Raw genomic sequence first — 23,741 nt, forward strand, 5'->3', positions numbered from 1 at the left:
ACACCTTCAATGTTATCGCTCGGCGAACTCGCAAATGGCTCGCACACCGTGCGCAACATCCTCATCAGAAGCCGCAAGCGAGATTCGGACAAAGTCACCCGTTGTAGCCCCGAAACTGCTGCCCGGTGTGACCATTACGTTATACTCACGCAACAGGTCAAGCGAAAACTGACTTCCCTTACGCGAGGTGTGCCCACTTCTGTCACGGACGTCGATTAAGGCATAGAATGCCCCATGTGGAGTGTAAATATAGCGATCGTGAGCTTTGAGCAGGTCTGTCGCCAGATCCCGACGCCGATGATATGCGTCGCGCATGGTGCTGACGCAGTCCTGAGGTCCCTTAAGTGCAGCTCCTGCCGCGCGTTGAGCAATCAGACTAACATTGGTATGATTGGCAGCTAGTACGCCGATGATATCCTTAATTAGAGCTTTGCCTGCGACCGCATAGCCTACGCGCCAGCCAGTCATCGCATAGGTTTTCGAGAAGGTATAAACTCCGATAAAGCGTCCCTGTTCCATTTCCTCCTCGTTAAGCATTGTCGCAGGGCTGACATGCACACCCTCAAAGACAATCTGATCATAGCATTCATCCGAGAGTAGATAAAGGTCATGCCGTCGCGCGAATTCCAGTAAGTCGGCAATCAGTGCGCGTGGGAAGACTGCCCCTGTGGGATTGCCCGGTGTGTTGATGAGTAGGATGCGTGTGCGTGGCGTGACAAGACGCTCCAGATCCGCGATTGAGGGGAGCCATTCGTTGGCGGCATCCAGTACATAAGGCACGGCAGTCGCGCCACAGGTTAGCAACTGGTTATAGTAGAGCGGCCAGCATGGGTCGGGGACCAGCACTTCGTCGCCATGCCCCACAATCGCATGGAAGATAGATTGGAGCGCGTTGGTGCCTCCCATACTGACGGCCACATTCTCTGCGCCGACATGATATCCATTGACGCGCTCAATTTTCTCCGCGAGTAGTTCACGGAGCCAGTGCCAGCCTGACGATGGTCCGTAGGGAATAATATCTTGCTCAAGCGTCTCGATAGCTGCCTGGCGAATGTGCTTTGGTGTGAGAAAATTTGGTTCACCCATTTGTAGAGGCCTCGGTGCTGGTCGGTGCTCCCCGCGTGCCTGGGCTTCTAGCTCCAACTGGCGTGCGTATGCGCTGACGATACCAAAGCCGTTTTCTGGTATGGTAAAGGTTGCTTCTGTCCCACGTTTCATAACTGGTTCCTGGTTTCTAGTGCTTAGGTTTTATAGAATCCCTAATGCTGCCTGGGTGGTCGTATTAGGGATCCTATGAGCGCTGACGCGCTCTGGTTTTCATCAATAAAGCTATTTAGAGTTATTTTGCTGGCAGACTCGTTCAAGCAGTCCCGCGAGCAATGCAATGCGCTTGGGTAGGTAATCGAGTTCAACGTATTCATCGGGATTGTGGGCTAGTCCACCACCCGCGCCAAGCCCATCAATGGTTGGTACACCAACAGGCGAGGTATTGTTGGCATCCGAGGCACCTCCGCTGGGAAGATCCCGAACCTCAATGCCCAGTTCCGCGCCGGCCTCTTTCACCATCTGGATTAGAGGAGCATTGGTCTCTGAGGGCTCAAAGGGTAGGCTAAGCATGGAGCCGCTAACCCTGACTTCCGTCTCTGGGATCAGACGTTCCCGACTAACGTGCTGCATAGCCTCTTCAATGGCATGTACGCCCGCCATATTAGTCGCGCGTACATCCATCTCACAGTAGGCGTAGTCTGGTATGACATTGGCGCGGTCGCCGCCATGAATGATCGTCACGTTTAGCGAGACGCCCGGTATGCTTTCATGTAGCGTCTGCATGGCTTGCACCTGATGAGCTAGCTCGACAATGGCGTTTCGTCCCAGGTGCGGCTCGACGCCTGCGTGGGCCGAGCGCCCCCAAACTTCGATGCGATAGAGCCCAGAACTTTTGCGTGATGATGTAACCGTTTCTAGCTTCCGCCCTGGTTCCAGTACAATTGCCGCGTCGGACTGTTCCGCCAGGCGTATGATAAGCTCTTTGCTGGCGGGTGAGCCAACCTCTTCGTCACTGTTGAAACAGAAGGTAATGCTCTGATAGGCGTTCCAATCGTTCTGATGCAGTAACTCAACGCTATACATGCCCATGAGCAGTCCCACTTTCATGTCCAGAACGCCCGGCCCTTTGACAATCTGCATACCATCCTGTACGGTGTGCGAGAAAGGGCGTTTCTCAGCCTCGCCATCTGGGAAGACTGTGTCCATGTGTCCAATTAGTAGTACACGTGCTCCCGAGGGGTTGCCGCCCTTGCGCGTGGCGATCAGGTGATTACCGTATTCCTTTTGCTCATTGAAGGTGGTATTGAAGCCTAGATCGTGGAAGCGACGAGCCAGATAAGCTCCCACTCGGTCAACCCCTGCTTTGTTGTATGTGCCAGAGTCGATATTCACAATGGTTTTCAGATCGTGTAATAGTGCTGGAAGTGTCTGCTCAGCCTGCTCTTCACGCGAGTGCTGTTTCATTCAATGACTCCCTCTCCTCGTAACTGCTGTAGCTCTTCACCGCTATAACCCGCTTCACGCAGGATCACGTTAGTATGTTCGCCCAGGGTTGGCGGCGAGTAGCGTTGTTCAACTTCTATGCCTAAGATATGGGGCAAGCTTGTGAGTGCCTTGTACCCATCATTATCAAGGATGAGCTTTCGAGCCTGGATTTGGGGATCGCGTAGTGCCTCCTCTGGTGTGTAGACGGGGCCAACACAAGCATCCACATCACTGAACTCGCTTAGCCATTCGTCGCGTGTTCTGGTTTTGAAGATGGAGCTCAACACCTCCATGGCTTGCTCACGTTCTCCTCGTCCAACAGGCGAGTGGAAAGGCAACAATTCGAGATGTCCAATGCGAGTACAGAAGGTGTGCCAGAATTTTGGCTCTAAAGCCGCGAGGGTTATGTGCTCACCATCTTTGGTTTCATAAATGTTATAGCAGGGTAAGCCGCCATCCAGTGAGGAGTGCCCTGGTATAGGAAGCTTTCCCGTATTCAAATAAGCAGCCATCAACAGTGGCATCAATGACATGACGCCCTCATTCATGGCGACATCTACAAAGCGACCCTCTCCATTTGCTGCCCGCCCAACCAGCGCCGTGAGGATACCCATAATTGCCATGTAGCTTCCTCCAGCCAGATCACCAAACTGGGTGGCAGGCATCAGGGGCTTACCGGAACTATCCCTCTGGTAGTGGAGCAGTCCAGCATAGCCAGCATAGTTGAGATCGTGCCCAGCTCGCTGCTGATAGGGGCCATTTTGGCCATAGCCCGTGATCGCGCAATAGATGAGGTTTCTCTTCTCTTGTTTGAGGCGCTCGTAGCCTAACCCAAGGCGCTCCATGACTCCGGGGCGAAAGCTTTCCAGTATGATGTCTGCATCCTGTACCAGACGTAAGAAGATTGCTCGCCCCCGCTCAGATTTCAAATTCAGGGCGATGCTGCGCTTATTGCGATTGATGGCTAGGAAATAGAGGCTTATGTTGTCTGGTCCATAAGGGGGAACGGTGCGGGTGTAATCTCCGCTTGCAGGCTCTTCCACGCGAATGACATCCGCTCCAAAGTCTGCCAGCATCTGAGAGGCGTAGGCCCCGGGAAGGAGGCGCGACAGGTCCAGGACTCGTATGGCTTTGAGAGGCAGGTCCATCGTTCTCGCTCCTTATCTGTATCTCCATGTGGGGAGAGGGGAAGGTAAACGCTCAATTTGTATCGGCACCAGCATTACACTCTAACTTTAGCGTAGCAGGCTGGTGCCCGGCTTGTCAATCTTACCAAGGCATCCTTTCTTAGTATACATACGTGGAACTTCCCACAAATGAAGCTGGACGAGTAGCCAGCTCATGCAGTGGGCTAAATGATCCTGGTAGTGTGCGGCTATGCTGGCTCAGCGTTGCTTATTCTGAGGCGATAGAGAGGGTTGTAATCCTTTTTATCACATTGGCTGCATGAGACAGGAGCGCTATAGCGCCGGGTACGTGGGTATTGCATGCCGCAGCCAGGGCATTCGTAAATATAGCGAATAGGGTTGCGCTTGCGCAGAGATTGCTCGCGGTTCTTGCTTGCCTCGGCTACCAGCGCGCGCAACTCTTCCATGCTATTGCCTGTGAGGGCAGCCTCGTCGACAGCGATGGAGTCATAGCCATGGTGGTGATGTTTGCGGGGAATACCTTTGACACGATCAGCCATGTGGATAAGCTCATGTGCCAGTGTGACCTCAGTAGCCTTGGGTAGCATATTCGGCTCAATGAAGATGATGTGCCAGTATTCCTTACTCTTGCCCCGGTCCAACGTTATGTAACAATAACACCCTATAACCATATGCTGCATGCGTTTGCCCATCCAATGTATATATTCCTGACGATCCTGAGTAATGGCAAGATGGTCAAGCTCCTGCATAGGCAAATTGAATTTGGGCCAATAGTGGAGTAACCAGTGAGTTAAGGTTTCCTGGTCACCGTGGATCAGGTAGGAGCCGTTCATCTCTGGAGGAGCTGGCAGACGACGGCTTTTGGGGCGCACGCTCTTACTGTCCTGCCTGTTGTTATGTGTGCTTCCCATTACAAACTCGCTTTACGTTCTAAGGTCTTATGGTCTTAACCGAAAACCAGCAGTGTTGATGTTCGTTGCAACAAACGAGCTCAGGTTTTCGCATAGGGAGTAACAACCAGTCGTTATCTACGGCATAAACCGCGCGTGTCGTTTGAGTATAGCAGTCTCAGGAGTTTGCCGCAACTGCTTGTTGCGATTGGTGAGGTACTGCTCAAAAGTCATCCACTAATCCTCTTGTATCCTCTTCTTTCTCTGCTTGACACCGCTCCTTATCAGTCGTAAGATGTTGAATACATATTTTCATGGAACGTATACGTAAATCTCCGTATCGCTAAGGAGCCGTTCTATGTCATTGCAGATCTGTATCAAAACGCACCAATCATTGCAGCAGCTTGCTACGGAGATACGTGCGCTTCTCAACCTGCCACCATTCACCAATCAATCCCTGGTGGGCGCGCCTTATTGTCAGTTTGAGACGCTAGGTATGTTTGTGCTTGTGCAGCGTACCGAAGAGGATGAACGTGACCCTGAAGTCAGAGAGTATCCTTACTGCTTCAATCTCCAATCATCCTTTACCGAACATTCGTTGGATACTGACGAGATGGAATACAACCTGCAACCATATTATGCACGTTTATTAGCCTTTCATCTCAACATAGCGACAGCTTGCCATGAGAAGAAGCAGATCGGGCGACACTGGCAGGTTCGTTATCACTATTTCCATAAGAACCAAACCTGGAACGAGTCGTTACTCTTCGGCGAGCCTGGTTGGGAGCCTGCTGTCATCGTTTCGCCTCCAACCCCCTGGCGCACGATGATGCCCTCTGCTTTGATGTAGGTCTACTGATCTGATCGATGTGAGCCATGCGTCACATAGGACCTGTTTCGGCTCCACTCACTGGAGGATGCTCAAGATAGCGATAGATCGATGGATCAATACTTCCGCTATCGGCACCTCTGGCGGTCTCACGCCTTACATACTCTACCACGTCTTCCAGACGCTGACGTTGCTGAAAAGCGCGCCGTTGGCGTATGGCTCCATTTCCTTCACGAAGCGTCTGATTGACGAGCCCTGACACTTCATCCCAGTCACCTGCATCCTGCAAAGCGGGACGTAGGAAGGTCAGAAAACGCTCAATTAAGTGAGGTGCAGGTGTAGCCTCTTGTGCATGAACATCAAGTAGATCCCCTCCCAGCCCGTAGCGAGCGGCGCGCCAATGAGCTACCCTCAATAACTCCCCACGTATCGGCTCGGCTGGTTTTCCATTCATTACAAGATTGTAACAGGTATGGATGAGTGCCCGGACAAGACCTGTAGCCATAACAGCTTCATCGAGTGTCGTACAGACGTCTGTGACACGTACTTCTATGGTGGGGAAACGTTCGGAGAGGCGAATATCCCAATAAATCTTGGTTGGATCGTCAATACTATGTGTTTGGGTGAGCAAGTTGAGCAGGCCATCATATTCTGCGAGATCTTTAAAATAGCCTGGTAGACCCGATTGGGGCCAGCGACCCCAGTGGGGGATGCGATAGCATGCATAACCTGTATCCCGCCCACACCAGTAGGGAGAGTTGGCGGTTAAGGCGATGAGAGGAGCGAGCCAGGTACGCGCGTGATTCATAATCTGTAGACCCAACTCTCGATTACTGATGCCAACGTGGACATGACAGCCGAAGATTGCCTGCTCGCGTGCTAGTTGCTGAAAGTCTCGCTCAAGTGCCAGATAACGATCTTTGGGTGTAAAGGATTGTTTGTGCCACTGTGAGAAAGGATGTGTACCGCTGGCAGCGATATCAGCGCCGAACCGGGTGGCAGCGGCTATGACAGAACTACGCAGGCGTGCCAGGTTGGCTCTGACCTCTGCCAGGCTGGTACATACAGGAGTCGCGACCTCAATTTGCGAGAGCTGGATCTCCAATTGTACATCCTTGCCCAGCGTCTTCTGAGCTTCCTGCATCACCTCCTCCGCCAGTGGGCAGAGATCCCACGTTCTTGGATCGATGAGCTGATATTCTTCTTCAACCCCGAGCGAGAACGTTTCGGTAGAAGGCATGTTGACTCTCCTTATCATATGAGCTATCGACGCTTGATAGGTGTTATCATCATTAGTACGTTCAGTGGCTGTAACACTGATTCACCCACCTTGTCTCGAGATGTGTAGCATGGTAGAGTGAATACAATTGAGAGCGCATAGGAGTAATCACGACTATCCTCACAGGTCATCTGATGACTCCTGAAAATCTGGGTGCTCAGCGATAGCGACGCTGGTTTTCGCATAAGACCTTAGAAAGGACAAGATCAATGCTTTCCGCAATTGTGTTAATCAATGTGGCGCGTGGACAGGTCAACGAGACCGCTCAACGCCTACTGGAGATTGAAGGCATCTCTGACGTCTATTCCGTGACTGGCGAATATGACCTGGTCGCGCTGGTACGTGTGCAGCAATATGACGATTTGTCGACAGTGGTAACAGCTCATATGCAGCAAATAGCCTCAATTGAGAAGACACATACCTTGATGGCTTTTAAATGCTTCTCGCGAACTGATTTGCAGCAGGCATGGGATATCGGTGTTGAGTAAAGGATCGTGTAATGTTTCTATCGACCGCTCGCCTTCGCCTGCGTGAGTTCGCAGAGGAGGATTGGCGTGCTGTACAGGCTTATCAGAACGACCCTCTCTATCTGCGTTATACACCCTGGACCTATCGTACAGATGAAGACGTGCTTGAATTTGTGCGTATGTTTACCGATTGGCGTGAAGAGCGACCGCGCTATCGCTATCAATTCGCCATTGAATTATCAGACAATCATACGCTGATTGGTAATTGTGGTATTCGTTCTGCTCATGCCCATCCCTGGGAGGCGAACATTGGCTATGAGCTTGCCAGTTCTCACTGGGGCCATGGCTACGCTACTGAGGCCGCACATGCCTTGCTGGAGTTTGGTTTCACGGAACTTCGCCTGCATCGCATATATGCTCACTGTGTCATCGAGAATACCGCTTCGGCTCATGTGCTCGAAAAGATTGGTATGCGCTACGAGGGTTGTCTACGCCAGAATGGTTGGATGAGATCGCGCTGGTGGGATACCCTGGTCTATAGCGTCCTGGAAGATGAGTGGCGCGACTCGTTTGAACAGCCTCCTTTCCCCATTCTTGATTAGGACTCTCAACTGAGATGGAGGGGATGCACTACTTAATTTGGGAATCCGTTGACGGCATTCATTAAATGGTAGGTCATGAACCAGCCAGCACCTAGCACACCTACCATAAGAAGGTATACCAGGCTAATCGTTAGTTTTGTCTTGCCGCTTGCCGGGAGTATACGGTAACTTGGCCTGCGCAGGTTCATGATGGTCATGATGACACTGGCAATGACCAGAACCAGGGTGATGAGGCTGATGGCGCTCTCAAGCCTTGTTCTGGCTGAGAAGGTATCAAATACAAGATAGATCCCGAGTGGAATCCCAAGAAGAAAAAGCCATTTGGAGATGAGTGGCGCGACACGCCCCCCATCGAGTGGATGCATAGGGAGGAGATTGAGCAGGTTGAGGTAGAAGCCGATATTCGCCAGAACCAGCCAGAAGTGTCCTTCGCCAAAGAGAAAGCAGAGGCGTAGATCGAGTATATCTGCGCCAGGGATGATCATGCCTGGACAACTTCGCGCGCTTGCGAACCAGGCTATCGCATAGCAGATCAGCGCTCCCAGGCCGCCGAGAAAGGGCCCTGCCAGCGCAATAAAGGCGATATCCACTGGTTTACGGAGGCGTGGCATGGTAACGAAAGCCCCAATAAGCGGGATGAAGTAAGGACCGCGGGCGGGAAGCTTCTTCACTCGTAAGGCTAACAGATGTCCCATTTCATGTACCAGAAGTAGAAGCATAAAGGCGATGGCAATAGGCCAGGAACGGAAGATAACTCCCAACACTAGAGTACTAACTATCAATGAGAGGATCGCTAGTGCCTGCTGTAGCCAGAAGCGTGCCTTAAGAGAAAGTCGTCGTTTCTGCACTGTGCTCCGTTTCTTACTTACTTCTTATCCGAAAACCTTAGCCTGCTGTGTGCGTTCCGCTAGTGGCGTTGTGATCCTCTGAGGAAGGCATGGCGGGCAATTACCCTGGTTTGCATAGGACCTTAAAGTTGTCTGGGTGACTTGCCTATAAACCTGATTTGATTATAGCCCATATTTTCTCATAGCGGCAAAGAATGTACCTTCACGCTTCAGATATCAGACACAAAGAGGCTCGCCAGGACGAGATCTGGCGAGCCTCTTTTGACATAATGGGGAATTCTTTGCTGTTGAGAGCGCTAGAATGTAATGGTGCGCTTCTCTTCGGCTGATCGGTAGGCACCGAGGATGATTTTGAGTACATCAATACCGTCTTCGTGATTGTTGATTGGGCGACGGTTCTCCTTGAGGCAGGAGATGAAATCCGCGATCTCAGCTTCGAAGGTGTTTACTGATTTGAGCTGAACTGTATTGACGACAGGCGGATTGTTCATACGCATCTTATAGGTGAGATCAGCTCCCTTGCTATAGGCATAGCCTCTTTGACCAACAATGCTGAACTTCTCAGTGTTGTCGCTTGGCTCGTAGGCCCAGCTTGTGACGATGTTACCGACGACGCCGTTCTCGAAGCGTACAAGGACCTGAGCTGAGTCTTCGCCATCCATGAAGTTCAGACGATGATTACTCAGAATCGCTGTGACTTCAACGGGCTTGCTTTCCGCCAAGTAGAGAAGCAGGTAGGAGGGATGGTAGCCTGTATCGATCAATTCACCACCGCCGATAAACTGGCGATTGCCGCGCCAGCCAATGGTTTTGGGGTCGAAGGTGTGATAGAACGAATCAGTGGTGCGAATCTCATAGACGTCACCGATAGTACCACCAGCAATCAGGCGCTTGGCATACTGTACTGCAGGAAGATAGAGCTGGTTGTGGGCGCACATGAGCGTGACACCGTTTGCCTCGACGGCCTTTCGCACCTCTTCGCCCTCTTCCAGCGTGAGACAGAGTGGCTTCTCACAAAGAATATGTTTGCCTGCCTGAGCGGCTGCGACGATGGCATCTTTGTGCAGGTGATGTGGAAGGCAGATGTCAACGGCGTCGATGTCTGCCTCTTTGAGCATCTTTGCCAGATCAGTATACACATCGGCCCCGCCAGCCTCTGCGGCGCGAACGCGTGCGCTCTCTTCGACGACATCGCATACAGCGGTTATCTTGGCGTCGGTCAATTTAGAATAACCGTTGACATGTACAGCGGCGATCCCGCCACAACCGATGAGTCCTACTTTGATAGTCATATTTATATCTCCTGATAGAGTAATTGATGCCATTCACAAACGGGATGGAGGGCACATCTCGCTCCCTGGCGAGAGAGCGGGTCTTTCCTGCGCATTCCTTACTTCTAGGCGTGCTGACTGAGCAATGTTTCTTGCTGGCGCTGGCGATATTGGGCTGGTGTCATACCCAATCGCTTCTTAAACACGTAATGCAAGTAACTGCCGCTAGAGAAACCGTGGTTAAGCGCCAGATGCTCAACTGTTTGCTCTGAGTGCGTGAGAGCTAGGCAGATCTGAGCCAGACGGTAGCGCTCCAGGTAACCACTGAAGGTATCATTAGCATATTGATCTAGAATGCGTTGGAGCTGTCGTCCACAGATATGCAAGGTCTCGGCTACTTCGTTCAGCGTAATCGCACGCGCGTAGTTGTCGCGAATATAGCGTGTCGCTAACTGATAGCGGTGCATATTCATATCGCGTGCGGGTAGTGCCGGTTGCGCTTGCGATGAATGATGATAGACGCGTGCTGCCCGCAGCAGGATTTGAATGATTGCCTGGCGAATAGTAGTGAACGCGCCAATCTCACGCTCTTGCCATGTCTGATAAGCCACCAGAAACCAGTTCATGGCGTTATACTTATCGAGGGCAGGAGTAGCGGGCATGGCTCGTAGTTGCTGAATACAGGCTTCGGCTTCAGCGATCTCCCATTGCTCGCTCCATTCCCCTTGGGGTGCATGTTCTATCTCGTCCAAAGGGGTGATGTCGATATGCAGGCATAGTTCGTACATCGCCTCCTGTGGGCTCGCCTCCTGTTTGTGCATCACCTGTGGGCCGGTCAGATAGAACATGCCAGCGTGCAGGGGATATTCTCCATCTGCTAGCGTCACACTTCCCTGGCCTCGCGGAATGAAATGAAATTCATAGTCGCGATGTTTGTGGTTGGGAATGATATTACCCGCCGGGAAGGTTGCCAGATGACAGCGTAACAAGCGAATGCCGTAACGACCCCAGCGGAAGCTGATGTCAAGACGGTCAAGCGCATCGGGTTCAGCCTGCATTGGCGCGAAGAGAAAAGGACTACTATTCTTGCGAAAGGCCAGGATGGCACTCTGCTTCATTTCTTGGGCCGTTTTTGCCATAAAAGCCTCCTGCTGCGATGCTTAGAACAATGGAAGGTTTGCTTCATTGCTCACAGTGTCTACTAGAAATGTTCTTTGTTCTAGCGTGCCAGGTCGGCGATGTTAATAGCCCGGCGCTCACGTGCAGCCTGATTAGCGGCATCCATAAGCGTTGTCAGGTCTACAGCCATCTGAATATTCGTGGAGGCGATGGTGTCCTCTTCAATATGCTTGACCCACTGTTGGAAGGCACGCGGCTGACTGGTCGGCAAGTCGATGACGGTGCTCCAATCTTTGCCATCGCCATATGTGGCGCTTCGAATAATGAGTTTCTCTTCTGGTGTGCCAAAGAAAAGGCTTCCCTCGGTTCCATGAATTTCAATGGTGAAGGGGGAATAGCGATTGACAAAGCCTGCCTCGACGACGCCAATAGCGCCATTAGCATAATGTAGAGTGGCTAGCGCGTTGTCTTCGACCTCTTTTCCGGTCACATAGCCAAAGTTGGCACTTACGCTCTCTGGCATGCCCAGGAAGAGACGTGCGAGATACATGGGATGGCATCCCAGGTCGATCAGTGCTCCGCCACCACACAAATCCTTGTCAAAGAAGTGGTCTGGCAACCAGCCATTAGGTCGCTGCTCTGTTGGAAGTGCGCCATTATGTGAGAGGCGTGTGCGGACCAGCGTTAGCTGTCCCAGAGCGTTGTGGGCCAGCAATTCTTGAATTGCCAGGGTATAGCCTTCATAAAGTCGGGGGAGCGAAACCGTTAACTTGATACGTGCCTCTTCGACTACGCGTATGATCTCATTGCATTCGTGAGCCGTAGTCGCGATAACTTTTTCGGTGAAAATATGTTTACCCGCGCGTGCGGCGGCAACCATGACTTCGCGGTGCATACTGGTCGGAGTATCGACAATGATTGCGTCAATGTCGTCCTTGCTAAGCATCTCCTCCAAGTTGTCGTAGAAGGGGACTCCTAGCTCCATAGCCTCGCGACGTCCTCGTTCGCTCTCTTCATCCCAGACAGCTACAATCTGGGTTGATGGGTGCTCCTGGGCCTGGCGCAAATAATCATGCGCATGGACATGCCAGAAACTCGCCATTGCAACTCGTATCATCGTGCTGTGCTTCCTTCCTTCTGCTAAATAGACCAGTAGGCGGTGGGTGCGCCTTCCTTCATGCAAAATCGCGACTGAGCGCGATCAATATATAGGGAATACACTACTATTGTAGACTGCTATACCCAAGAATAGCAATGCGTGAAGGCGACAAAGAATTTTGCACCATATCTAAAATAGCGACATCACCCTGTTCTCATCCATTCTGTCAAGTCATATGTCCTCAGATATATAGGCTATGTTTCCAGGGGTATATATTGCTACCGCGAGGTATTTGTCCAAGATATATGGATGATGTTAAAGCTACGAAGCGATATGGCTAATGGCCCTCCTGAACCGTGGTGTGCATACAATAATAAGAGAAGTGGATGGGGTGAGAAATTGGGCGTAACAAATCCAGGCTTTGTACGTCTTTATTAGTGGGGGATTTCCGCATGGGTACTGCTTGCGTCTGACGGTACTTACCAGGGGAATGACGCGATTCTTATGTCTTCTAACCCACGCTTCATCAAGGTGTGTTAGCTGTATGGGGTATATTGACAGAAATAAACTCAGTCCCTTACAATTTGGTCAGAAATACATGCATAAAGATACATATACACCGTCTGCGCTCTAAGATTGGAAGAAGAGGGGCTTCTACGCATGCAGATATGTTGTCCTCACTGTGCGACCGAGGTGGGGGAAGATGCTATCTTTTGCCCTGTCTGTGGGGGATCAGTTGTGCCTTGTGAGCATATACATCAGGGGAGCCCCTCAGAGACTTTGCCGTTGCGCGAAGTCTGCCCTCCAGTTTTGAGCGAAGCAGGTAACTTCGATGAGAGTGAGGCCGTTACTCTGAAGGCGCTGCTTGCTCCTGGTGCCATGTTGGATGTGCGCCCAGAAGACGAAGCTGTAGTCTCTGATCTTTCATCAACCTCTAGCCTGCCCACAAATATCCATTCTAGTACGTGGTATAAAGAAGTGCACTCTGCGTCGGGGGACTCCAAGCCATTTTATGTTCCACGCCCACCTGCGCAACCATCGCTTGCTTGGTACCGACGTGTGCCTCCTGTGACTTTCTTCTGGTTCTCTTGCGTGATTATCGCTACATTAGTGTTAGGGGGAGGTTTTGGCGTTTTTTCGGCCTTCGGAGCAGGCAATACCACGATGGCCTTGCAGGCATCGCCAGGTGTGGTCGCGATTGGTGCGACGATCACATTACGTGGTACACATTTCTCGCCACATAGCTTTGTCGGCCTCTCCATCGACCGTGGCATCCCCATTCTGGATACAGCGGGGTCTTCTGTCGTTCGTACTGACGCTCAAGGAAATTTTACCGATACTGTTGTAGCGCTGGCCGATTGGCATAGCGGTTCACATACATTGCATGCCGAAGATTCTCTCACTCACAAGGCTGCGACCTTTTCGATCAAGCTCACAGGAAATGGACAAGCTCTACGACCCGCGCATCTGCGTACTTCGAGCGAAAGCTTCGATTTTGGCGTGGGCGATACCATTACCAACAGTGTGAAGACGCTTATGCTCTTGAATACTGGAGGCGGGCAGATCAGCTGGCAGGCCCGTAGCAATCATGACTGGCTCAAGATTAGCCCTACCAGCGGATCCTTTGTGGGCGGGCAGGATATGCACATCTCGGTTGCGGTTGATCGTTCCCATGCCTCACCAGGCGTCTACATGGGCCAGATTACCTTTACCTCGAATGCTGGCAACAATGTGCTTGCGGTACGGATGGAGGCCCGAAACTTACGCCCGCTTAACATGGGGGCGCTGGGAGTTACGCCTCCTGTGCTCTCTTATATCGCTCATGATGGAGGGGCTTCGCCCTCGCCGCAAGATGTGACTCTCTTCAATCCCGGTGTCGGCCTGTTGACATGGGATGCATCAGCAGATGTCGGTTGGCTCAAAGTTCTGGCCGCTACAAATACGCTCGTTCCTGGCGAGAGTAAGCCGCTCCGCCTCGCTGTGGACTCACATGCTATGTTGCCCGGAGTTTATCGCGCGACAGTGACAGTGCGTGGCTTCGGTATGGATGGGCAGGAGGTTCCAGGGAGCATACAGAAGATATATGTGGTTGTTACGGTGACACAAGGCTGTCTTTTACAAACTGTCCCTAATACCCTTTCGTTTTCTGGTATGGAGGGTGGAACGTTCCCAGCCACTCAGACGCTCAAGATAAGTGCTCTACACAGTTGCCCTGGTGCGCTGAACTGGAGCGTATCATCGGATGCGAAATGGCTGCACTTGAGTACTTCAAATGGGACAACACCTAGCTCACTTGCGATAAGCGTCGACACGTCTGCGTTGCAACCCGCGATTCTGCCTGCAACCTATTCCGCCGCGCTCTCTTTGAGCTCTGCCACAGGCGTGCAGGTACTGCCTGTGACTCTGACTCTGAATGCTACTCCATCGCCAGCTATGACACTCTCGTCAACACATGTCTCGCTTTCGGCACTTACCAGCCAGGACAGCCCGGCGCAACAAAGCATTGTGCTGACCAATACTGGAAAAGGACAGCTCACTTGGAAGGCTACGACCACAACAACCTCAGGTGGTTCCTGGTTGAGTGTCTCTCCAGCTTCTGGAACGTTGGAGGCAGGTGCATCGCAGCAACTTTCACTTAGTGCGATGCTGCCCATAAACTCGGGATCAGGCGTCTACAATGGTACGCTAACCCTTAGTGGGACTGATAGTATTGGCTCCCAACTTGCAGGTGGCATGCGCACAATTCCTATTAGTCTGACTGTGCGTTCCTCCTGCGCTCTGAGTGTGGGTTCTGGCTCGTTAACATTTACAACGAGCGCATATCAAACTACAGCGGTCGAACGAACTTTTACTTTGAGTGAACAAGAAAACTGTGATGCAAAATTAGCCTGGCGTGCTCGCGTTACTAGTGGTGGAAACTGGCTTCAGGTGAGCGATCAAAATGGGACTCTTACGCCGGGGGAATCAGATGTGGTAAGAGCTTTGGTGACAAGTTCACAACTCGCGCCAGGAACCTATCGAGGTAGTATCGCCGTAACGAGCTACGACCGTCAAACCGGTCAGGATCTTGGGGCTGCGAACACAATTACTGTCACTTTGATGGTTGGGGCTCCTTGTAGCGTTAAGGCTACAACACCATCCAGGCTTGATCTTACGCCGCAGAATGCGAGTGGGCAGTTTACTGTCTCCGTCTCCAATACCTGTATGCGCAATGTTATCTTTATGCCTGAAGTGGCTTACAGCGATAATGGCAACGGTTGGCTCACCATTATGTCGCCGACATCCTCGGTCGCGCCTGGTGATAGTGTGACGTTTATGCTTACCGTCGACGCTACTGGGCTAGGCCCTGGTACTTATACCGCTACCATTCAACTCGATGCCTCAACAGGAGGCTCATATATAGAAGGCAACCCCCAGACGCTCACTGTAACGTTCACTGTTCCTGACATTACTACGCCCGGCAGCAGCCCCACCCCCTGAGTGAAGCTACTGCTGAAGATCCTCACAAAATCTGGTTGAATGTGTCAAAGGCGCCTTAATTGCTGTGGGTGGGTGATGGCTCTATAGCGCACAGGCTTCGAGCGTAGGCGATCTGGCCCGCGTCGTGTTCCCAATCCTCTTTGCCCTGCTCATCCGTTTGAATAGGAGTCTCGAGAATGAGCGCGACGTGTGCCATACGTGGGTCGCGGAGCAGGGTACGCAGACCCTCTGTGGGAATAATCCCTTCTCCCAGGCGCTTATGTACGTCGCGATGACTACCCAATGCCTTTTCGGTATCGTTAAGGTGCAGGACATGTAAGCGCTGTAATCCAACTGTCTCATCGAAGTGTTGAAGAACCTGTTGCGCCGCTTCGGGGCTACCAATATCATGCCCTCCGCCCCAGAGATGTGCTGTATCCAGGCAGACACCCAGGCGACCGCGATATTGCGGCAGGTGGGCCAGAACTGTCGCCAGGGACTCGAAATCTCGCCCCAGCGAGTTACCCGCGCCTACATCATTTTCCAGGAGTAGCATGACTTCTTCTGGCGTCTCAGCCATGACACGCTCGATTCCCTGAGCAATACGCGCCAGTCCTGTTGGCACGCCCGCGCCACGATGGCTGCCAGTGTGGAAGACCACGTAGGAAGCCCCCAATTGCGCTCCACGTTGCAGCGTACCACTCAGCAGGAGAATTGACTTCTCCCAGATGGTCTCATCGAGAGTGCCCAGATTAATCAAATAGGGCGCATGGAGCACAACTGGGTCCAGGTGATGTTCACGGGCTGCAGAGGCGAAGGCGCTCCCACTCTGCTCATCCATTACAGGTGGTTTCCAACCTGTAGGGTTGCTGGCAAAGATCTGAATGGCATCGCAGCCAATTTGCTCAGCAAGCTCTGTCGCTTTTACAGGCTTAGAGCCTGTGGGCATATGTCGTCCAATACGCATAATATCTTCTTCCTGTTCGCAAAAGATCTTAGCTTGCGTCCTGGGATGGTTGAAAATTTGGCAGATCTGGCTGGCGGACATTGGCCTGATGATTGTTATTTGGGGCTGGTGTCTCTTCGGAAGTGCTCTCAGTTTGCTGGGCGGTAAGATTCATATGAGGAAGCTCTTCCAGGTTGGTCAGGCCAAACTGTTGCAAAAAATCGGGGGTGGTAGCGAAGAGTGCCGGGCGTCCTACTGTTTGCGCGCGCCCAACCTCGACCACCAGCCCATATTGTAGCAGGCTTGCCAGGGCGCGATCACTATTCACGCCGCGTACCGCCTCAATTTGCCCACGTGTAATAGGTTGGCGATAGGCAACCACTGCCAGAGTCTCCAGGGCCGCATTTGTGAGCTTGGCGCTCATGGGAAGTCCCAATAGGGCTGCAACATACTGGGCGTTTTCTGGCGCGGTTACTAATTGCACTTGTTCGCCCAGACGTTGTAGGCGGATGCCTCGACTTGAGTTTGCCAGAGCATGCTCAAGCGCGTAAAGACCATTATCTAGGCGCGCATCATCGACTCCAAGTAGTTTGCGTAACTCTGTACGTTCCAGTGGCCGCCCGGAGACAAAGAGCAGACTTTCTATAGCCGCGCCCATTTGCGCATCCTCTGGAAATATGTTATGAGAGGAGGCTACTCCGGTCGTTGTTTGATGCTCATTCTCTTCCATGATGAGGCAAGTATAACACAAAATGGCAAGCCCACATGTGCCTTCATCAATGCAGGAATATTCTCTCCTCGTGGCGTGTTGACGGTGTATAGATACAAGCTCAGGTTTATGGGGATGACCAGGAGGTGTCTTTGGCTAGCGATAATGAGCTCTCACTGACGCGACAGCGCGAACAGCTACTACAGATTCTGAGCGCCACTCTCATTGAGCTCGAAGCCTTGCGTAACGATCCTGGCTTGCAGGGACCTCAGGTTGAGCGTCTGGCAAGCCTTGAGCAGATGAATCGGCAAGCCCTGCACATTGTGCGGACATCGGGTGCGCATTTGCCTCTACCCGAATTAGAGAATAGCACTCTCGTAGAGGCTCTCTCGCATCTTATCGACACCACAGCTGAAGAGCTAGGGCTTTCCAGTCGTGTCTCTTTCTCTGGTGTTGATGAGCAGGGAAAGCCAGAAGTGGCGGCTCATCTGTCTACTCAGGCTGAGCATCTGCTCTTCCTCCTGGCTCAGGAGACGCTCTTTCAGGTCCGCGAGCACCAACATGCCTGGCGCCTGCGCCTCAACTTTGCCTATGGTCACGATGAGGTACGTCTGGTCATTGAAGATGACGGTGTGCCTGCCTCCAATATTGCTTCCGACGATAGGACCCCAGCCAGCGAGAACATCTTACCCTTTGCTCAGAATACCCGTGAAAATACTGCGTTCTCTGATTCGGTATACGATGACCTGCGTGCTCGCTTTACCTATATGGGGGGCTCACTCATACGCGAGATTGCTCCGCATGGAACGCGGGTCGAAGTGCGCGTGCCCTATCAGTCTCCAGAGCTGGATAGCACCACATTTGGGATCGGACTTCCGTCTCTCCAGGCGCGTGCCAAGTTGGAGAATCAAGAAGTGCATCCACAGCGCACAAGCGTCCTCATCGTAGACGGTCAGCCAGTAGTTCGTGCTGGACTGCATCGCCTGCTCGATGCCTATCCCGACTTGCTGCTGGTAGGCGAAGCTAGCGATGGAGTGCACGCCGTCAGCGAAACGCTCGAACTGGGCCCTCAAGTTGTGCTTCTGGATGCTCAACTCCCCGAAGGCCAGAGTCTCGAAGCTTTGCGTCAGATCAAGCAACTCAACCTCAATACACATGTGCTTCTACTCTCTATTGAAGAGCGCGAGGATTATCTTTATGAAACGTTGCGCGCTGGAGCTGATGGCTACTTGCTCAAAGATGTAACTCCTGATGACCTGGCGGAGGCCATTCGCATCGTAGCTCGGGGTGAGGTTCTTGTACAACAGCAACTGGCGGGGCGTATTCTGGCGCGGGTGGGACGCGAACGGGGAGCGCGAGGTGAAATGCTCACGGCGAGAGAGCTAGAGGTCTTGCGCCTCCTATCGCGCGGACTAAGGAACAAGGAGATAGCAGCCCATCTCTTCATTAGCGAGCGTACGGTGAATTTCCATCTTGCCAACATCTATCAGAAGCTAAATGTTTCAGGGCGTACTGAAGCCCTGAGCAAAGCGCTTGCCCAGGGCTTAATTGAGACATAGGAAAAGGTTTCTTATAGCTTGCCAGCGCGCCAGGCATTGACAGCGGTCTTTAGGGATGAGATGTATGCTTGCTCGTTGTTATTGTCAGCGCTTGGAGCGTATCTGGGAATGATCTTATCAATCGTATTCAGGCCCCACTGTGCGATATAGAGATTGCGAATCAATTTATACCAGGACTCGAAGCCATCCTCCCAACTTCTAAACTTGGCATAGCCACCTCGATCCTGATCGATGCATTCGCGGTCAGGAATGCAGCGCAAATTTCCCAGCGAAAGAGTTGCTTGAGCCTCGCCCCGCGTGCCGAAGGTACTTTCATGCTGATAGAAAGCGAGAGCGTACACAGGATCAATGCCGTATTTAACGCCGAGATCATACATAGCCTGTCCCTTGCCAGCGGCAGGCGAACCCGCATTCGCAAGCACACGATTGATGAAGGACGCGCTAATGGTTGGTTTACCCAGAACTGAGTAAGGACCTTTAGAGGTTGGTACTTTTGTCGGTATAGGTTTGGGCGTTTGCCATGTGGTTGCTTGGTTGCCTCCAACCTGAATATCGTAAACTTTACCTCCGTAGTTGGGAAGCAGTTGTGGCACCCCTGGGCGCTGGGCAATTCCAGCCCATAGCAACACGGCCAGGAAGATCAGCCCAATTGCCGAGCTATAGATGAGTGGATTGAGCCACGGTCTATGGCGTTGCAACGGATGAGGTGCATACTCATCGATGACTTTGGGGCGACGGCGAACTGATATCTGCCGAGATTCCAAGGGTCTGGCTTTGGGCTTTTGAACACGCTTGGTAACGGCGGTTGTACGTGTGCGAGCGGGCCTAATATCAGTAGTAACCTCTTCATCATCCCAAGGTCCTGCGGCTGGCTGAACAGCCGGGAGATTTCGTGTGGCCCGCAGGGGGATTTGGGTTGTTGTTACTTCTGCCGTTTGTGAGGCGCGCTTCCTGGCGTAATTACCACTCGCCATGAACAATCTCCTTATTACTGAGCGTTTGAACTAGTGTTCTATTGTAGCAGAGTGCCAGAGGGCGCACAAGACTCTGTAGATACCCTGGCTGCTGCGTATGCGAGGCCATATTCTCCTGTTTTTTCTTTTATTGGCGAGTATGTCGCCATCAACAATGATATGTAGCTAGTTAGAAACTATCATATCACCTGAAAAACAGCTCAAAGAATAAGAAATAAGTCCCGTTTTGTCGAACTAGATAAGAATTTGCTTAGAATATATTGCACATGAAAGAAGCAATAAAGGGCGCGCTTCTAGCCGAAAGGTTGGATGAAGGCGCAAAAATGTTCCTTTTTTGCGGCCTTATCGATATATATAGTGAGGGGTCTACATCTGTCTGTAACTTAGAAAACGAGGATGCGGGGTAACGAACGTAAAGGGCGTGCCCTCAAGTAGGAGTGACGCTTGGAATGAGACCCGGGGCACCTTCTCTTCTATCCATAGAAATAGAAGAAGAAGGAAGAAACTGTATATCCGCGCTTACGGACCAAATTGATGGTATTCATAGGTGAAAATGTGGCATTTGTAGAGTATTATATAACGAAGATAGTGCAGAACGCTGCCAACTTATAGTCCTATGCTGTCATCAAAATAGATAACTGGACGTTGTAATGGAGTGTATGTAATTTTCAACGTAAAGATATGTAGCGAGCGCGAAATCATGCTATGTAAAATGAACAGTACCTTCATCTCTTATCTGAAAGGGGCCTCTGTCCTGTGAATATGGTAAATGCAAATCTAAGTGCCCTCCTGGCTTCTGGATCGGGTCAGCCTGAGTGGCTGACAACGTTACAAAACCTGATCGGGCCAACGGTTGCCTGTTTGGTGGCCTTCTTGGTTGTGTTCTGGCTGAGCACCGTTATTTGGACATTCCGCGATATTCGTGCGCGTACTCAAGATTTCTTATTGCAGATCATCTCAACTGTAGCTGTAGCTATCTTCCCAATCGCGGGTGTGTTCGTATATATGATCCTTCGCCCACGTCAGACGCTGGCGGAAATTTATGAGCGGCAGTTGGAAGAAGAGTCCTTGCTTGCTGAGATGACTGAGCGCCAAACTTGCAGCAACTGTCACGCACGTATCGAGTCAGATTTCCAGGCTTGCCCCTCCTGCGGTCAGAAGCTCAAGCGCTCTTGCCCCAAGTGTGAGCGTCTGTTGGAACTGCGTTGGACTTTCTGCCCATATTGCGCGACCAATCTGGCTGGTGGTCCTATGCCTAGCATGCCTGGTATCCCGAATATGGCTGGCGCACCCAACTCGAATATTCCTATGGGGGGACCGGTTCCGGGCAATCGCTATTAGGTCTGGATCTGATCGGTTATTCTCGCATCTTCCATGTGGTAGAAGAATTTATCAATACTGTCCTATTGAGGCTGGTTCTGTAACTATCATTTATTCTCCGAACGGTGTTCGATAACCATTATTTGGGGCTCGAACGCCGTTCGGATTGCGTCTTCAAAGGCGTGCTTTCATTCCCCTTTCGGTTGTCCGTTCAACCCACTTCTCTGCTTTGTTTATCAAGCCAAATGTGATATAATGATGTGGCGCATTGTGGCTTCCATTGCCACTTTTTCTATGCTCAATCGGAATATATAACCAGAGAAAATCGCTAGCCTTCCACAACAAAAACATCACCGCTCATCTCGAACTGCGTGGTCTAGGTGTAATACGTAGGGCGATACTCGTGCGAGGTCAGGCCCGCACCTTTAGCAGAATTGGGGGCTAGTCATTATAGCCACAACCCGTTCCCGTAACGACATATGACCCTGCCTATATCGATCAGGTCTATCGTAAGGCGGGTCGTGGTCACTAATGGGATGTTGATATGTGTAGATTGTGGCTCTTCCACAATCTATCCAGGCGTAATGGCCTCAGCCGCCACTGCGCCTACCGAGCAAAAGGAATGTACAGGTTCTATGGCAAAGACGAGAGAATCAATAATGGCAGATCACATACCAGGTGAGCAGGAGGCGTTGAACTCTCCTGAGACTACGACATACAGCGACGATGAAGTGGATCTGGGGGATACTCTTCAGAATCATAGCGACAATGGCTATAGCGGCCAGAACATTCAGATTCTCGAAGGCTTAGAAGCTGTACGTGTACGTCCGGGCATGTATATTGGTGCAACCGATCAGCGAGGCCTGCATCACCTTATTACCGAGGTCGTTGACAATAGTGTCGACGAAGTGATGGCTGGCTATGCCGACACCATCTTGACTACGATTCATAATGATGGTTCCGTAACTATTGAAGATAATGGGCGCGGCATTCCCGTGGAGGAGCACCACCAGCGTCCTGGACTCTCCACTTTGGAAGTGGTCATGACGGTCTTGCATGCAGGTGGTAAGTTTGGTGGTGGCGGTTACCAGATTAGTAGCGGCCTTCATGGTGTTGGTGTGTCTGTCGTCAACGCTCTTTCCGAGTGGTGCCAGGTCGATGTAAAGCGCGATGGCCTCCTCTACCGTCAGCGTTATGAGAAGGGCGCCCCAGTCACTAAACTGATGACTGTCGGCCCTGCTGAAGGTTCAGGGACACGGACTTCATTCTTACCCGATCTTTCGGTAATGGAGACACGCGACTATAGTTTTGACGTTTTGGCCCAGCGTTTCCGTGAGATGGCGTATCTCAATCGTGGAATGACGATTGGTATTCGCGACGAGCGCAGTGATCGCGAGGCAACCTTTTACTTCGAAGGTGGTCTGATATCGTTTGTGCGCTACTTGAATAAGAATCGCAATACCTTGCAGGCTCGTCCAGTGAGTGCCAGTCGCGAGATAGATAAGGTAAAGGTTGATCTTGCGCTCCAATACAATGATAGTTGGGCCAGCACAGAGTTCTCGTTCGCCAATGGCATCAATACTGTTGATGGTGGCATGCATATTACGGGCTTCCGTAGCGCTTTAACCCGCACTCTAAACGACTACGCGCGTAAGGCTGGCCTTCTCAAGGAAAAAGATCCCAATCTGACGGGTGACGATGTGCGCCAAGGACTTACAATTGTTGTGAGTGTCAAGATTCCTAACCCCCAGTTTGAGGCCCAGACGAAGAGTAAACTCAATAATGCCGAAGTACGCCCTATCGTTGAAAACATCACAGCCGAGATGTTGACTCGCTACCTGGAGGAGACTCCCAGCGAGGCCAAAACCATCATCAGTAAGTGTCTTACGTCGGCCAAGGCACGCGAGGCTGCTCGCGCTGCTCGCGATCTTGTTCAGCGCAAGAATGTGCTGGATACAACACTTCCAGGTAAGTTGGCCGATTGTTCTGAGCGACGTGCGGACCGCTGTGAACTCTACCTCGTCGAGGGTGATTCTGCTGGTGGCTCCGCGAAGCAAGGGCGTGACCGCCACTTCCAGGCGATCTTGCCACTGCGCGGTAAGATCTTGAATGTTGAGCGGGTGACTCTGGACAAGATCTTACACAATGAAGAAGTGAAGAACATCATTACCGCTGTCGGTATCGGTATTGGTGATCAGATGAACCTGGCACGCCTGCGCTATGGTCGCATTGTCATTATGTGCGATGCTGACGTTGATGGCGCGCACATTCGCACATTGCTCCTGACCTTCTTCTATCGTCATTTGCCGCAACTCATCTCTGGTGGACATCTCTTCATTGCCCAACCTCCTCTCTTCCATGTGAAGTTTGGCAAGCAGGTCCGCTTCGTCTATAGCGATGAGGAGCGTGATGCCTTGATTGCCGAATATAAAGCGACACACAATGGCAAAGAGCCGGAAGTGGGTCGTTACAAAGGCCTGGGTGAGATGAATCCAGAAACCTTGTGGGAGACCACGATGGACCCTGAGCGCCGTACAGTGCTTCAGGTCTCTGTTGAGGAAGCAGTTGAAGCTGACAAGGTCTTCAGTATGCTTATGGGTGATGATGTTGCTCCACGTCGCCGCTTTATCGAGAGCCATGCCCGCAATGCTAACCTGGACATCTAGGACATTTTAAAAAGAAAAAGGTGG

General features: G+C 51.7%; 19 protein-coding genes. 7 read left to right on the forward strand and 12 right to left on the reverse strand.

The window, feature by feature from the left end:
* Positions 1 to 12: 12 nt before the first annotated feature.
* The 4 genes from K3T82_RS12720 to K3T82_RS12735 all read right to left on the reverse strand — a co-directional run bounded on the left by K3T82_RS12720 (position 13) and on the right by K3T82_RS12735 (position 4,591).
* On the reverse strand, positions 13 to 1,218 hold the full coding sequence (locus K3T82_RS12720) for a pyridoxal phosphate-dependent aminotransferase (RefSeq protein WP_220193820.1): 1,206 nt from the start codon (positions 1,216 to 1,218) through the stop codon (positions 13 to 15).
* A gap of 111 nt (positions 1,219 to 1,329) precedes the next feature.
* Entirely contained in the window at positions 1,330 to 2,511 is a 1,182-nt protein-coding gene (locus tag K3T82_RS12725; protein ID WP_220193821.1) for a M20 family metallopeptidase, read from the reverse strand.
* Positions 2,508 to 3,680, reverse strand: coding sequence for a CaiB/BaiF CoA transferase family protein (locus K3T82_RS12730; RefSeq protein ID WP_220193822.1), 1,173 nt, complete (start codon positions 3,678 to 3,680; stop codon positions 2,508 to 2,510). Before K3T82_RS12730 ends, K3T82_RS12725 begins: the two co-directional genes overlap by 4 nt.
* Positions 3,681 to 3,907: 227 nt before the next feature.
* Positions 3,908 to 4,591, reverse strand: coding sequence for a hypothetical protein (locus tag K3T82_RS12735; RefSeq protein ID WP_220193823.1), 684 nt, complete (start codon positions 4,589 to 4,591; stop codon positions 3,908 to 3,910).
* A gap of 337 nt (positions 4,592 to 4,928) precedes the next feature.
* On the opposite strand from K3T82_RS12735, the gene K3T82_RS12740 reads away from it, so the two are divergent.
* Positions 4,929 to 5,420 carry a hypothetical protein gene (locus K3T82_RS12740; RefSeq protein WP_220193824.1) on the forward strand — a complete coding sequence of 164 codons (492 nt, stop codon included), beginning with the start codon at positions 4,929 to 4,931 and terminating at the stop codon, positions 5,418 to 5,420.
* A gap of 31 nt (positions 5,421 to 5,451) precedes the next feature.
* On the opposite strand, the gene K3T82_RS12745 is transcribed toward K3T82_RS12740, so the two are convergent.
* Complete coding sequence (locus K3T82_RS12745; RefSeq protein WP_220193825.1) at positions 5,452 to 6,639, reverse strand: carboxylate-amine ligase; 1,188 nt, start codon at positions 6,637 to 6,639, stop codon at positions 5,452 to 5,454.
* 248 nt (positions 6,640 to 6,887) lie between these two features.
* On the opposite strand from K3T82_RS12745, the gene K3T82_RS12750 reads away from it, so the two are divergent.
* Positions 6,888 to 7,166 (forward strand): Lrp/AsnC family transcriptional regulator, encoded by a 279-nt coding sequence (locus tag K3T82_RS12750; RefSeq protein ID WP_220193826.1) that lies wholly within the window; start codon positions 6,888 to 6,890, stop codon positions 7,164 to 7,166.
* Between the two features lie 11 nt (positions 7,167 to 7,177).
* Entirely contained in the window at positions 7,178 to 7,747 is a 570-nt protein-coding gene (locus K3T82_RS12755; protein WP_220193827.1) for a GNAT family N-acetyltransferase, read from the forward strand.
* 32 nt (positions 7,748 to 7,779) lie between these two features.
* Here K3T82_RS12755 and K3T82_RS12760 read toward each other — a convergent pair whose 3' ends face one another.
* The 4 genes from K3T82_RS12760 to K3T82_RS12775 form a co-directional block, all read right to left on the reverse strand.
* A complete protein-coding gene (locus tag K3T82_RS12760; RefSeq protein ID WP_220193828.1) occupies positions 7,780 to 8,595 on the reverse strand; it encodes a site-2 protease family protein in 816 nt (271 codons plus the stop codon).
* A 296-nt stretch (positions 8,596 to 8,891) separates the two neighbouring features.
* Positions 8,892 to 9,887 (reverse strand): Gfo/Idh/MocA family protein, encoded by a 996-nt coding sequence (locus K3T82_RS12765; protein ID WP_220193829.1) that lies wholly within the window; start codon positions 9,885 to 9,887, stop codon positions 8,892 to 8,894.
* Positions 9,888 to 9,991: 104 nt separating this feature from the next.
* Positions 9,992 to 11,005, reverse strand: coding sequence for an AraC family transcriptional regulator (locus K3T82_RS12770; RefSeq protein WP_220193830.1), 1,014 nt, complete (start codon positions 11,003 to 11,005; stop codon positions 9,992 to 9,994).
* 80 nt (positions 11,006 to 11,085) lie between these two features.
* Positions 11,086 to 12,102: a Gfo/Idh/MocA family protein gene (locus tag K3T82_RS12775; RefSeq protein WP_220193831.1), complete on the reverse strand. Its 1,017-nt coding sequence runs from the start codon at positions 12,100 to 12,102 to the stop codon at positions 11,086 to 11,088.
* A gap of 762 nt (positions 12,103 to 12,864) precedes the next feature.
* Between K3T82_RS12775 and K3T82_RS12780 the strand changes: the two genes are divergently transcribed.
* The gene (locus K3T82_RS12780) at positions 12,865 to 15,564 is read left to right on the forward strand and encodes a BACON domain-containing protein (protein ID WP_220193832.1); all 2,700 of its coding nucleotides are present in this window, start codon (positions 12,865 to 12,867) and stop codon (positions 15,562 to 15,564) included.
* Between the two features lie 55 nt (positions 15,565 to 15,619).
* On the opposite strand, the gene K3T82_RS12785 is transcribed toward K3T82_RS12780, so the two are convergent.
* Both K3T82_RS12785 and scpB read right to left on the reverse strand, forming a co-directional pair.
* A complete protein-coding gene (locus K3T82_RS12785) occupies positions 15,620 to 16,510 on the reverse strand; it encodes a deoxyribonuclease IV (RefSeq protein WP_220193833.1) in 891 nt (296 codons plus the stop codon).
* Positions 16,511 to 16,538: 28 nt separating this feature from the next.
* The gene (gene scpB / locus K3T82_RS12790; RefSeq protein WP_220193834.1) at positions 16,539 to 17,147 is read right to left on the reverse strand and encodes an SMC-Scp complex subunit ScpB; all 609 of its coding nucleotides are present in this window, start codon (positions 17,145 to 17,147) and stop codon (positions 16,539 to 16,541) included.
* A 203-nt stretch (positions 17,148 to 17,350) separates the two neighbouring features.
* On the opposite strand from scpB, the gene K3T82_RS12795 reads away from it, so the two are divergent.
* The gene (locus K3T82_RS12795) at positions 17,351 to 18,757 is read left to right on the forward strand and encodes a LuxR C-terminal-related transcriptional regulator (protein WP_220193835.1); all 1,407 of its coding nucleotides are present in this window, start codon (positions 17,351 to 17,353) and stop codon (positions 18,755 to 18,757) included.
* Positions 18,758 to 18,768: 11 nt separating this feature from the next.
* On the opposite strand, the gene K3T82_RS12800 is transcribed toward K3T82_RS12795, so the two are convergent.
* The gene (locus K3T82_RS12800; RefSeq protein ID WP_220193836.1) at positions 18,769 to 19,731 is read right to left on the reverse strand and encodes a glucosaminidase domain-containing protein; all 963 of its coding nucleotides are present in this window, start codon (positions 19,729 to 19,731) and stop codon (positions 18,769 to 18,771) included.
* 762 nt (positions 19,732 to 20,493) lie between these two features.
* On the opposite strand from K3T82_RS12800, the gene K3T82_RS12805 reads away from it, so the two are divergent.
* Complete coding sequence (locus K3T82_RS12805; protein WP_236031296.1) at positions 20,494 to 21,072, forward strand: zinc ribbon domain-containing protein; 579 nt, start codon at positions 20,494 to 20,496, stop codon at positions 21,070 to 21,072.
* 614 nt (positions 21,073 to 21,686) lie between these two features.
* Complete coding sequence (gene gyrB, locus K3T82_RS12810; RefSeq protein ID WP_236031129.1) at positions 21,687 to 23,717, forward strand: DNA topoisomerase (ATP-hydrolyzing) subunit B; 2,031 nt, start codon at positions 21,687 to 21,689, stop codon at positions 23,715 to 23,717.
* The last annotated feature ends 24 nt before the right edge of the window (positions 23,718 to 23,741 follow it).

The organism is Ktedonospora formicarum (assembly GCF_016587355.1).
In the GTDB taxonomy this organism is placed as follows: Bacteria; Chloroflexota; Ktedonobacteria; order Ktedonobacterales; family Ktedonobacteraceae; genus Ktedonobacter; species Ktedonobacter formicarum.

Bases quoted from the DNA above. Each gene is read 5' to 3' on its own strand.
- K3T82_RS12775 (WP_220193831.1), bottom strand. From the start codon at position 12,102: ATGATACGAGTTGCAATGGCGAGTTTCTGGCATGTCCATGCGCATGAT.
- scpB (WP_220193834.1), bottom strand. From the start codon at position 17,147: ATGGGCGCGGCTATAGAAAGTCTGCTCTTTGTCTCCGGGCGGCCACTG.
- K3T82_RS12745 (WP_220193825.1), bottom strand. From the start codon at position 6,639: ATGCCTTCTACCGAAACGTTCTCGCTCGGGGTTGAAGAAGAATATCAG.
- K3T82_RS12740 (WP_220193824.1), top strand. From the start codon at position 4,929: ATGTCATTGCAGATCTGTATCAAAACGCACCAATCATTGCAGCAGCTT.
- K3T82_RS12805 (WP_236031296.1), top strand. From the start codon at position 20,494: ATGGTAAATGCAAATCTAAGTGCCCTCCTGGCTTCTGGATCGGGTCAG.
- K3T82_RS12730 (WP_220193822.1), bottom strand. From the start codon at position 3,680: ATGGACCTGCCTCTCAAAGCCATACGAGTCCTGGACCTGTCGCGCCTC.
- K3T82_RS12765 (WP_220193829.1), bottom strand. From the start codon at position 9,887: ATGACTATCAAAGTAGGACTCATCGGTTGTGGCGGGATCGCCGCTGTA.
- K3T82_RS12720 (WP_220193820.1), bottom strand. From the start codon at position 1,218: ATGAAACGTGGGACAGAAGCAACCTTTACCATACCAGAAAACGGCTTT.
- K3T82_RS12735 (WP_220193823.1), bottom strand. From the start codon at position 4,591: ATGGGAAGCACACATAACAACAGGCAGGACAGTAAGAGCGTGCGCCCC.
- gyrB (WP_236031129.1), top strand. From the start codon at position 21,687: ATGGCAAAGACGAGAGAATCAATAATGGCAGATCACATACCAGGTGAG.
- K3T82_RS12785 (WP_220193833.1), bottom strand. From the start codon at position 16,510: ATGCGTATTGGACGACATATGCCCACAGGCTCTAAGCCTGTAAAAGCG.
- K3T82_RS12750 (WP_220193826.1), top strand. From the start codon at position 6,888: ATGCTTTCCGCAATTGTGTTAATCAATGTGGCGCGTGGACAGGTCAAC.
- K3T82_RS12800 (WP_220193836.1), bottom strand. From the start codon at position 19,731: ATGGCGAGTGGTAATTACGCCAGGAAGCGCGCCTCACAAACGGCAGAA.
- K3T82_RS12755 (WP_220193827.1), top strand. From the start codon at position 7,178: ATGTTTCTATCGACCGCTCGCCTTCGCCTGCGTGAGTTCGCAGAGGAG.
- K3T82_RS12770 (WP_220193830.1), bottom strand. From the start codon at position 11,005: ATGGCAAAAACGGCCCAAGAAATGAAGCAGAGTGCCATCCTGGCCTTT.
- K3T82_RS12725 (WP_220193821.1), bottom strand. From the start codon at position 2,511: ATGAAACAGCACTCGCGTGAAGAGCAGGCTGAGCAGACACTTCCAGCA.